This window comes from Priestia sp. KCTC 13724 (assembly GCF_056820425.1).
On the sequence record NZ_JBXDLD010000112.1, the window covers coordinates 1 to 3079 of the forward strand.

The 3079-nt window shown below is 36.1% G+C and carries 3 protein-coding genes; all 3 read left to right on the forward strand.

The features are described 5' to 3' along the window. The first annotated feature begins 571 nt into the window (after positions 1 to 571). The gene (gene tnpA, locus AC1UFB_RS15020; RefSeq protein WP_062687273.1) at positions 572 to 970 is read left to right on the forward strand and encodes an IS200/IS605 family transposase; all 399 of its coding nucleotides are present in this window, start codon (positions 572 to 574) and stop codon (positions 968 to 970) included. 11 nt (positions 971 to 981) lie between these two features. Next, positions 982 to 2094: an RNA-guided endonuclease TnpB family protein gene (locus AC1UFB_RS15025; RefSeq protein ID WP_100346875.1), complete on the forward strand. Its 1113-nt coding sequence runs from the start codon at positions 982 to 984 to the stop codon at positions 2092 to 2094. A gap of 195 nt (positions 2095 to 2289) precedes the next feature. Next, positions 2290 to 2856: an ImmA/IrrE family metallo-endopeptidase gene (locus AC1UFB_RS15030; RefSeq protein WP_078990145.1), complete on the forward strand. Its 567-nt coding sequence runs from the start codon at positions 2290 to 2292 to the stop codon at positions 2854 to 2856. Positions 2857 to 3079: the final 223 nt, after the last annotated feature.

Here is a 3079-nt window from a genome sequence, read left to right on the forward strand (position 1 = left end):
TTTAAAAATGAGAACATGAAAATTGGGTCCTTGTATGTTTCTTTAGATAGGTTTTATGAAATTGATTCATATAGAAAATAAAGTCAAAGGGTAACACGCTATTTTACAGCGTGCTCTTTGTAAATCATACCAAGTAAAGGCTGTTGTTAGAATAGAAGAGTAATCTCATCGAGTTTTTCCCTATCCAAAAGCCTCGTGATTGAAATGAAAGGTGCGCCACTCCAGCAGGATTAGCGGGCCAGATGAGACCCCGCAGTTTACGAGGAGGCTCAGCGCTCGCCCTGCGGAAAGGAAGCAATCTGAAATGGAAATCACGCTAGGCAGAGAACAAGTGCTTCCCCCTCTAAAAACAAGTTAAATCTGATATAACTAAATATAATAGCTAACGATAAAAAAACGATATTTTAACGAACTTCCGAAAGAAGTCTCCCTCTTCAAGCGTGTGAAGGGCGTAGCCCAACGGTAAGGGGGAGATGAATTTCGGTTGGGCGACAGCCCAAAGGCTTTTCCTTTTGCCTTTATGCTGAATATGTTATAATCAGTCTTATAAAGCATAAGGATTGATATAACAATGAATTTAGACAGTAATAACCATTCAGTGTTCTTGATGTATTATCATCTTGTATTAGTGGTTAAGTATCGAAGGAAAGTAATAGATGACACCATTTCAGACTATGCCAAAGATAAATTTGTGTCTTTGAGCGAAAAATATAATATCACATTGCTTGAATGGAACCACGATAATGACCATGTTCATATTTTGTTCAAAGCACAACCCAACAGTGAATTATCGAAATTCATCAATGCCTATAAAAGTGCGAGTTCGAGACTCATCAAGAAAGATTTTCCTCATGTTCGTAAAAAGTTATGGAAAGAAATGTTTTGGTCAAGAAGTTTTTGTTTGTTGACGACTGGTGGTTCACCTATTGAAGTAGTTAAAAAATATATTGAAAATCAAGGGATAAAGTGAGGTGATTTGATATGGCTAAACAAAATAAAGCATACAAGTTCAGAATATATCCAACAGACGAACAGGCTTTGATTATGCGCAAAACTTTCGGTTGTGTTCGTTTTGTCTACAACAAAATGTTAGCAGAAAGAATAGAAACGTATGAAAGTCTAAAAGACGATAAAGAAGCATTGAAGAAGGTAAAACACCCCACTCCTGCAAAATATAAAAAGGAATTTGAATGGCTAAGGGAAGTAGACTCATTAGCGTTAGCAAACGCACAGCTAAATTTGGATAAAGCTTATAAAGCCTTTTTCAAAGGAAATGCTAAGTTCCCAAAGTTCAAAAGTAAACGACACAAACAAAGCTACACAACCAATGTTGTTAATGGAAACATTCAATTGTTGGATGGTCATATAAAATTACCTAAATTGAAAATGGTCAAAATCAAACAACATAGAAAGATACCATCAGAATACAAAATTAAATCTTGTACATTATCTATGACTTCAGCAGGAAAATATTATATCTCTATTCTGACAGAGTATGAGTTGGAGATTAAAAACAAGGAAATCGAAAACGTAGTTGGGTTAGATTTTGCGATGGATGGTTTGTTTGTTGATAGTGAGGGTGAGAAAGCCAATTACCCGAAGTTTTATCGACAAATGCTTAATAAATTAGCAAAAGAACAACGGAAACTTTCTCGAAAGAAAAAAGGTTCTTCGAATTGGCACAAACAACGCGTTCGAGTTGCCAAAATTCAAGAGAAAGTTGCAAATCAACGAAAAAACTTCCTTCACAACAAATCAAAAGAATTGGTCACAACTTATGATGCCGTCATCATTGAGGATTTGAATATGAAAGGTATGTCACAAACACTTAAATTCGGTAAAAGTGTTGCGGATAATGGATGGGGAATGTTCACGTCTTTCTTACAGTACAAATTAAAAGAACAAGGGAAACAATTTGTCAAAATCGACAAATGGTTCCCATCTACCCAAACTTGTTCGAATTGTGGAAATACCCAACCAATGCCTATGAACATTCGAACTTACGCTTGTTCGTGTGGTCTAAATCTCGATAGAGATTATAATTCAGCACTAAATATCAAAAAAGAAGGCATCCGCTTATTAGCAAGTGCCTAATGAACATATAAACTCTTGGAACAAGAGGGTTAGCTTGGTCCATTTCGTCAGCTACCAAAAGTGGCGATTACCCAAGAAGCCCCCACTTCAAGCAACCCGTAAGGGTGGTAAGTGGTGGGAGTAGTTCACCTATGGCTATAAATATCATATAGTTAAGGTAACAAAGAATTAATCGATTGTAGAGGAGGCGACAAGATGTTTTGGAAAAAAGATGAACCCGTAGCTGTTCATAGTGTACTTTTTTACGGTTTGCTGAGTAAAAAGCAACGAGCAATCCTCAAAGAAATTGAAAAAGTTACTGCCCCTGAAGAATGGAACGGTTTAAAAGGCGTTTATTGCCTCGGCAGTGTTAAGGTACAAGGAAGAGACGTATTAGGCGTTTATTACGGACAATTTCCAAAGCAAACCTCTTCAAAAAAGCAAGCTCTACAATTTGAAATTAACTATAAAAAATATACAGTGACAGAGTGTCCTATTGTCTTTGTTGACACCATGAAAAACAAAAAAGCTCATCAGTTCGCTTTCATCGTTCTTCATGAACTAGGTCATCACGTAGATCGAACTCAAAACCAAGCTGTATTAAGAGAAGGAAACAAACAGCAAGAACTATTTGCAAACACATATGCAATTGAACGTTTTTTACAAATGGAAGGAATGGAATCCAAGCAGCTTCACAATATTCCTTACCTTCAAGAAGCGATTCAGGAATACCAACAATCGCACTATCCATTCTGTCCTCCGCTTACTCTTCGTGTTGAATAACGAACCCACCCCTACCTATGTTTTAAAAGCCATGAACAAAAAGGATTTAATTATATAAAAAGTTTTAAAAGTATTTATATGACGAATTATTTACAGCGAACCGAATCTTAAATTATGATTATTTTAAGAAAAAACAGAAAATTAGGGTTCTGTAGTAAGCCCGTAATCAAACAACGCATATAAAACATCAGGCACCTCCGGTACGATAAATGTATCAATCAAA